This is a genomic window from Sphingorhabdus sp. EL138, assembly GCF_945862485.1.
In the GTDB taxonomy this organism is placed as follows: Bacteria; Pseudomonadota; Alphaproteobacteria; order Sphingomonadales; family Sphingomonadaceae; genus Sphingorhabdus_B.
This window is the reverse complement of record NZ_CAMAYF010000042.1, coordinates 1-6,359: the sequence shown is the minus strand read 5'-3', so window position 1 is coordinate 6,359 and position 6,359 is coordinate 1. Positions and strand designations below refer to the sequence as shown.

At 55.1% G+C, this 6,359-nt stretch carries 9 protein-coding genes and 1 tRNA gene; 7 read left to right on the top strand and 3 right to left on the bottom strand.

The features are described 5' to 3' along the window. On the bottom strand, positions 1 to 249 hold a 249-nt coding region (locus tag Q0O33_RS10370), incomplete at its 3' end, for a Na+ dependent nucleoside transporter N-terminal domain-containing protein (protein ID WP_295499242.1). A gap of 173 nt (positions 250 to 422) precedes the next feature. On the opposite strand from Q0O33_RS10370, the gene Q0O33_RS10365 reads away from it, so the two are divergent. From Q0O33_RS10365 to Q0O33_RS10340, 6 genes are all read left to right on the top strand, one after another. Next, positions 423 to 1,106, top strand: a complete 684-nt coding sequence (locus Q0O33_RS10365) for a queuosine precursor transporter (protein ID WP_295499238.1) — start codon at positions 423 to 425, stop codon at positions 1,104 to 1,106. Next, entirely contained in the window at positions 1,096 to 1,986 is an 891-nt protein-coding gene (argB, locus tag Q0O33_RS10360) for an acetylglutamate kinase (protein WP_295499235.1), read from the top strand. Before Q0O33_RS10365 ends, argB begins: the two co-directional genes overlap by 11 nt. Before the next feature lie 83 nt (positions 1,987 to 2,069). Then, positions 2,070 to 2,372, top strand: a complete 303-nt coding sequence (locus tag Q0O33_RS10355) for a YggT family protein (protein ID WP_295499233.1) — start codon at positions 2,070 to 2,072, stop codon at positions 2,370 to 2,372. Next, positions 2,369 to 3,265: a bifunctional methylenetetrahydrofolate dehydrogenase/methenyltetrahydrofolate cyclohydrolase FolD gene (gene folD, locus Q0O33_RS10350; protein WP_295499230.1), complete on the top strand. Its 897-nt coding sequence runs from the start codon at positions 2,369 to 2,371 to the stop codon at positions 3,263 to 3,265. Before Q0O33_RS10355 ends, folD begins: the two co-directional genes overlap by 4 nt. 4 nt (positions 3,266 to 3,269) lie before the next feature. After that, entirely contained in the window at positions 3,270 to 3,953 is a 684-nt protein-coding gene (locus Q0O33_RS10345) for a hypothetical protein (protein ID WP_295499227.1), read from the top strand. Then, entirely contained in the window at positions 3,953 to 4,576 is a 624-nt protein-coding gene (locus Q0O33_RS10340; protein ID WP_295499251.1) for a MarC family protein, read from the top strand. The genes Q0O33_RS10345 and Q0O33_RS10340 overlap by 1 nt, the downstream gene beginning before the upstream one ends. Here Q0O33_RS10340 and Q0O33_RS10335 read toward each other — a convergent pair whose 3' ends face one another. Together Q0O33_RS10335 and Q0O33_RS10330 are read right to left on the bottom strand one after the other, a co-directional pair. Continuing rightward, positions 4,577 to 5,194 carry an LON peptidase substrate-binding domain-containing protein gene (locus Q0O33_RS10335; RefSeq protein WP_295499248.1) on the bottom strand — a complete coding sequence of 206 codons (618 nt, stop codon included), beginning with the start codon at positions 5,192 to 5,194 and terminating at the stop codon, positions 4,577 to 4,579. Then, positions 5,191 to 6,114: a tetratricopeptide repeat protein gene (locus tag Q0O33_RS10330; protein ID WP_366048620.1), complete on the bottom strand. Its 924-nt coding sequence runs from the start codon at positions 6,112 to 6,114 to the stop codon at positions 5,191 to 5,193. The genes Q0O33_RS10335 and Q0O33_RS10330 overlap by 4 nt, the downstream gene beginning before the upstream one ends. Before the next feature lie 170 nt (positions 6,115 to 6,284). Between Q0O33_RS10330 and Q0O33_RS10325 the strand changes: the two genes are divergently transcribed. Beyond that, positions 6,285 to 6,359: transfer RNA gene (locus tag Q0O33_RS10325), tRNA-Gly, on the top strand.

Here is a 6,359-nt window from a genome sequence, read left to right as displayed (position 1 = left end):
AGAGGCCAGCGGGCCAAAGATGAACTGCGTGCCTTTGGCCGAATAGCCCAGCAAATTGGAAACACCTGTCGAGGCTGCATTCAACGCAACCTTGCCCCAAGATGTATACAAGACCAAAGCCGCAAGACTTGCCTGCAGGGCAAAAGCCGCACCGACCACACGGAACTTAATCGCACGACGGTTGGACGACAGTAAAACCGCAATCGCCAAAATGATGATCATGCCCGCGATGCTCAACAAAATCTGCATGTATAGCTTCCCCGAAAACCGCCGCCTTTATTTCGTTTCAGTGTCTTACTTCGACACCAACTCGAATTAAGGTGCTGAAAAGTTTCTAGCGCGATGGTATTTTATCTTTCCCTGTTTGACCTAGCGCCATCGTTAGTCTTGCGCCAATAAAATTAGACGCTAGTCAGTTTTGGATGACTGATCAGACCACATCGCATGCGACCGACGGAGGCATCCCGAAATCGCTTTTCATGTTTTCAATCATTTACGGCGGGATGGTGTGCATTGCCGGCGTGCTTGGAAATAAACAGGTTTCTTTAGGGCCGTTGGCGGTCGAAGCGGGCATTTTTCCGTTTCTTTTGCTGGTCATCCTTTCCAGCGCGGCCGCAGCCTTGCATGGTAAGATTATTGCGGACCAATTGGTCAAATATGGCTTCATTCCGCTCATTGCGTCGATATTGCTGGCGGTGCTGGTGCTTTCACTACCTCCGTCACCGAAGATGGACGACAAATATCTGGATGCGTTCAACACCATGATGGGGCAGACGCCGCGCATATGGGTCGCCGGCATTGTTGCTTATGGCGTTTCGCAAATGCTGAACGTCTATCTATTTGATGGTCTGAAAAGCACCGTGGGTAAATATGTCGCATTGCGCGGGGCCATCGCCGCCGTGTTATCACAGATAATTGATACCTTATTGTTTGTCAGCATTGCCTTTTACGGCGTGTTCCCGATCACGGACTTGCTGTTAGGCCAAATGTTGGCGAAGGTCGTGCTGAGCATGATCATGGTGCCGTTGCTCATCACTTTCTTTGTCGGCTACGGCCATAAGCTGGACGGCACGGACCCCAAGGCAGTTGGTGCGCATGACAATTGATCCAGCCAATCTCGCCAAGGCCGAAACACTAACTGAAGCGCTGCCTTATTTGCAGCGTTATGCAGGCAAGACCTTTGTCGTTAAATATGGCGGGCATGCGATGGGCGATGCCAGCCTCGCGCGCGACTTCGCTGATGATGTGGTTTTGTTAAAGGCTGTCGGCATTAACCCTGTTGTCGTGCATGGCGGCGGACCGCAAATTGGTGCAATGCTCAAGAAATTGGGCGTGGAGAGCGAATTTGTCGATGGGCTGCGTGTCACCGATGCGGAAACCGCGAAAATTGCGGAAATGGTTTTGTCGGGCGGCATCAATAAAGAGCTGGTTGGCTGGATTAACGCTGCTGGTGGTAAGGCGCTTGGCATATCGGGCAAGGATGGTGGGTTCGTGACTGCCACCAAGGTTCAGCGCACGCAAAAAGACCCCGATAGCCATATCGAACGCAACATCGATTTGGGCTTTGTCGGCGAGCCCACCAACGTTGACCGCAGCATCATTGATACGATTAGCGCCGCCGGAATGATCCCCGTCATCGCGCCGATTGGCGTTGGCGCAGATGGCCATACCTATAACATCAACGCCGATACCATGGCGGGCGCGGTGGCAAGCGCGCTGGGGGCCTCGCGGCTTTTCCTTTTGACCGATGTTGCAGGCGTGCTGAACAAGTCGGGCGAGTTACTCACCGACCTTGACCCTGCGGCAATTGCCGAGTTGCAAAATGACGGCACTATCAGCGGCGGAATGATCCCCAAAATCCAGACTTGCGTCGATGCGGTAGAATCTGGCGTGGATGCGGCGGTTATCCTCGATGGTCGCACCAGCCATGCCATGCTCATCGAAATGTTTACTGTAAAAGGCGCAGGGACGCTTATTCACAAGTAAAACACGACCCACGCTGTTTTAGGCAGTTGATACAGCGCGCCGCCTCGGCTAATCGCTTCGCCACACCTTCTCCGGAGAATTTCATGCTACTCGCGCTTATTTCCATCATTGGATATTTGATGACAATCCTGTCGACGGTCGTCATCGTTCAATTCATCTTGAGCCTACTGATTTCGTTTAACGTCGTCAGCCTGTCGAACAACATTGTTGCCTCCATCTGGCATGCGCTTTCGGTCATTTTAGATCCGTTTCTAAAGCCCATCCGCAAGATCATGCCGGATACTGGCATGATCGATTTTTCGCCGATGGTGTTGTTGATTGGTCTGCGCATATTGCAAATGCTTCTGGTGGGCGTGGCCAATGATATTTCTGCGGTGGGCATGTGAGCAACGCAACTATCATTGATGGCAAGGCATTTGCCGCGCAATTGCGTCAGCGCGTGGCCGCTGCCGTTGAAAGCTTTATCGCATTAACGGCGCGTAAGCCTGGCCTCGCGGTTGTGCTGGTGGGTGAAGACCCCGCTAGCCAAGTGTATGTGGGTTCCAAAAAGAAAGCGACGGTCGAGGCGGGCATGAACAGCTTCGAGCATCGCCTGCCCGCCTCGGTTTCGCAAGACGAACTCATCGCGCTCGTTGAAACGCTCAACGCAGATCCCGCCGTTGATGGCATATTGGTGCAATTGCCGTTGCCGCCGCATATGGATGATAAAGCCGTGATCGCCGCGATTGATCCTGGCAAGGATGTGGATGGTTTTCATGTCGTCAATGCGGGGCGGCTCGCGGTAGGCGAAGAGGCGTTTGTCCCGTGCACGCCGCTTGGCTGCTTAATGCTGTTGAAGGACCATATGGGCGACCTGTCCGGCAAGAACGCCGTGGTCATCGGGCGGTCCAACATTGTCGGTAAGCCAATGGCGCAATTGCTATTGGCCGAAAATTGCACTGTAACGATTGCGCATAGCCGCACGCAGGATTTGCCCGAAGTTGTCCGCCGTGCAGACATTGTTGTGGCTGCGGTTGGCCGTCCGGAGATGGTGACCGGCGATTTTTTGAAGCCCGGCGCAGTCGTAATTGATGTTGGCATCAACCGATTGGAACCTGAAGCAGGCCAAAGCAAAGGCCGCTTGGTCGGCGACGTTGCCTTTGACGACGCCTTGCGCCATGCTGGTGCCATAACCCCCGTTCCGGGCGGGGTCGGGCCGATGACCATTGCGTGCCTGTTGCGTAACACATTAGTTGCCGCGCACCGCCGTGCAGGAGTTGCCGCACCAGAAGGAATTTGACGCGATGAAAGCATTTCCTGTCCTTCTTGCTGCAGCGGTGTTGTCGGCATGTGCGGCGTCGCCAAGTCGCGAATATTATGATTTTCAGCCCAAAATCGCTAACCCAAGTGCGATTATCGCGGCAGATATTGGCTTTAATCAGCTTGCCCAACAAAAGGGCCAATGGACTGCGTTCCGTGAAACCGCTGCCAAGGACGCGATATTGTTCGCGCCGCAACCCGCAGCTGCGCTGGAATGGCTGAAGGGAAAGGCAGACCCGGCCGCGTCGCTAAAATGGCGACCGCATAAAGCATTCATGTCCTGCGATGGCAAAACGGGCGTCACGACAGGCGCGTGGGAGAGACCAGATGGCACGGTCGGCTATTTCACCACCGTCTGGCAATTTGTAGAGAAAAATGCGCGAGGGGACGGGGAATGGAAATGGGTGTTGCACCATCATGCTACCCTGACCGCGCCACGTGCGCCAAAAGAGATGATTGAAACGAAGGTCGCCAGTTGCAGTGGTCAAGCACCTGCAACGCTTGCGCCCCCCTCTGACGGAAAAATCGAAAAGAACGGCTACGCGGGTGACCAATCGCTGCGCTACAGCTACATCGTTCAGCCCAACGGCGCACGCACCGTTGAAATCAAATTATGGAATGGCGCGGCAAGCGAGACGGTCATCATGGATGAGGTTGCGCCGCTATGATGATCGAACTTTTTCTTTCGGCCTTCATCACCTTTTTTGTCGTGATCGACCCGCCGGGTTGTGCACCGATTTACGCGAGCTTAACCAAGGGCGCCAATGCAGCCCAGCGGCGCAATATGGCGTTGCGTGCCGTCATGGTCGCGTCGGGGATATTGCTGGTCTTTGCGTTGTTCGGCGAACAATTGCTGGGCGTGTTGCATATTGAATTGAACAGCTTCCGGATTGCAGGCGGCATCATGCTGTTCCTGATCGCCATTGATATGGTTTTTGAAAAGCGCACGTCACGCCGCGAGGAGCGCGCGCAGAAAATCATCGACACGCCAGAAATCGAAGACGTTTCGGTCTTCCCTATGGCCATGCCCATGATCGCGGGACCAGGGTCCATCGCTTCGGTCATGCTGCTCATGTCGCAGAATAGTGGGATTGACCGTGCAGGTGTCATTTTGGCGGCAATGGGAACCGTGCTTGTCCTGACCTTGTTGGCGCTACTCGCCGCGGGCCCCATCATGCGTGTTCTGGGTGCAAATGCCGAAGCCGTGATCACGCGGCTATTGGGTGTGCTGCTCGCCGCATTGGCCGCGCAATTCGTTATCGATGGCCTGCGGGCGAGCTTTCAGGCTTGATTATTGAAGCGTCACGCGGTCGTTATTGCCGTCATGCCGTCCGAAAAATTGCATCAATTGCACAATCGTGTCGGCACGGTCGGACAGCCCGCGTGCTTCCAACAAAGCTTGCTTAGCGGCAAAATCAAACGGCGCGATTTGGGCAATGGCGTTGACTAGAGAATAATCATCGAGTTGCGACACCGCCGCCCAATCGACGCTATATCCTTGCGATTCGGCAAAGCGGCGTGATTCTATTTCCATTGACGCCCGTTCAGCGAGCGAGAGGGTTTCGCCAATTTCATCTTCATCCCATAATTCCGCCTCAACCTGCCGAAAGCTGGTGGTCACATCAAGTTCGTTGACCACAGAAAAGCGCTGCACGCCCTCAAGGATGATATTATACCGACCATCGTCCAGCGCTTCCACGTCTTGAATGCGTGCCAGGCAGCCCACGCTGAACAAGGGTGGCTGGTTACCCTGTCCCTTGGGCTGAATCATGCCAATTTTGCGGTCACGGGCCAGCGAATCGCTCACCAAATCGCGATAGCGCGGCTCAAAAATGTGCAGCGGCAGCTGCATGCTCGGGAAAATAATCGCGCCGGTGAGCGGGAAAATCGAAATGCGTTGCGTGGTCATCCGAACAGGATCGCTGACAGTTTTCGGCGTGTCGCTGCTACCCATGGGTCTTCCAATCCAATTAAAGCAAATATTTCGAGGAGCCGCGCCTTGGCTGCGCTTTCGTTCCATTCGCGGTCCACCGCGATGATATGCAACAAGGCTTCGGCGGCGCCATCGCGGTCGCCCGCTGCCATCAATGCATTGGCAAGTTCCAGACGTAAAGCATGGTCATCGGGCGATGCCGCAACGGCCGCTTGTAACCCCGCCAATTCTTCCGGCGGAACAGCCGCGGCTGCAATGCTTAACACCGATCCTGCCTTTTCCAGTGCCGGGTCGGTGCGCAGTTCGTCGCTGAGGCTGTCAAAAATAGCCTGCGCCTCCTCCGGACGTCCCAATGCGGTCAATGCACGGATCAGCCCGGACAAAGCGGCCGGATGCTCGGGCAATACCGACAGCACCTCGGCAAACAGGGCGTAAGCTTGCTCCGCGCCGTCTTGTGCCAAAAGGACCTCAGCCTCGTCTACAAGCGGTGCCAATTGCGCAACTGGGTCCGGAACGGCGTCTCCGGCCGTGATCGGCAGCTTCTCCAATAATTGGTCCAGCATTTGCCGCAATTGTGGTTCCGTGCGTGCCGGCGACAAGTCCGCAACGGGCTGTCCTTGAAATATAGCGTAAACCGTTGGAATGGACCGCACCTGAAATTGCGAGGCGATAAACTTGTTCTCGTCGACATTGACCTTAGCCAATATTACGCCGCGATCGGCATATTCCGCCGCGACCTTTTCCAGTATGGGCGTTAGTTGCTTGCACGGTCCGCACCATTCGGCCCAGAAATCCAGAATAACCAAACGCTCCATCGACGGCGCGACAACGTCGGTCCGGAATTGCTCAACGGCTTTTTGTTCGTCGGTGGTCAGGCCCATCGTCACCAAGGTCACTCTCCATTCTTCAGGATTCGATTCGACCACTATGTGGGCAAAGCGATAGCTTTCACAAGACAGGCTTTATCCCGTTTTCATAAAAAGGCGGCATTTGGGGCTTGCGGGGGGATATACCCCATGCTAACGGCGCGCCTCACCTGTCAGGAAATAGATACCTGACCGCCAGAGCGGGCGTAGCTCAGGGGTAGAGCACAACCTTGCCAAGGTTGGGGTCGAGGGTTCGAATCCCTTCGCCCGCTCCA

Excerpts from the sequence above, each read along its gene's own strand:
- Q0O33_RS10345 (WP_295499227.1), top strand. The coding sequence starts at position 3,270 with ATGAAAGCATTTCCTGTCCTTCTTGCTGCAGCGGTGTTGTCGGCATGT.
- Q0O33_RS10365 (WP_295499238.1), top strand. The coding sequence starts at position 423 with ATGACTGATCAGACCACATCGCATGCGACCGACGGAGGCATCCCGAAA.
- Q0O33_RS10340 (WP_295499251.1), top strand. The coding sequence starts at position 3,953 with ATGATCGAACTTTTTCTTTCGGCCTTCATCACCTTTTTTGTCGTGATC.
- argB (WP_295499235.1), top strand. The coding sequence starts at position 1,096 with ATGACAATTGATCCAGCCAATCTCGCCAAGGCCGAAACACTAACTGAA.
- Q0O33_RS10335 (WP_295499248.1), bottom strand. The coding sequence starts at position 5,194 with ATGACCACGCAACGCATTTCGATTTTCCCGCTCACCGGCGCGATTATT.
- Q0O33_RS10355 (WP_295499233.1), top strand. The coding sequence starts at position 2,070 with ATGCTACTCGCGCTTATTTCCATCATTGGATATTTGATGACAATCCTG.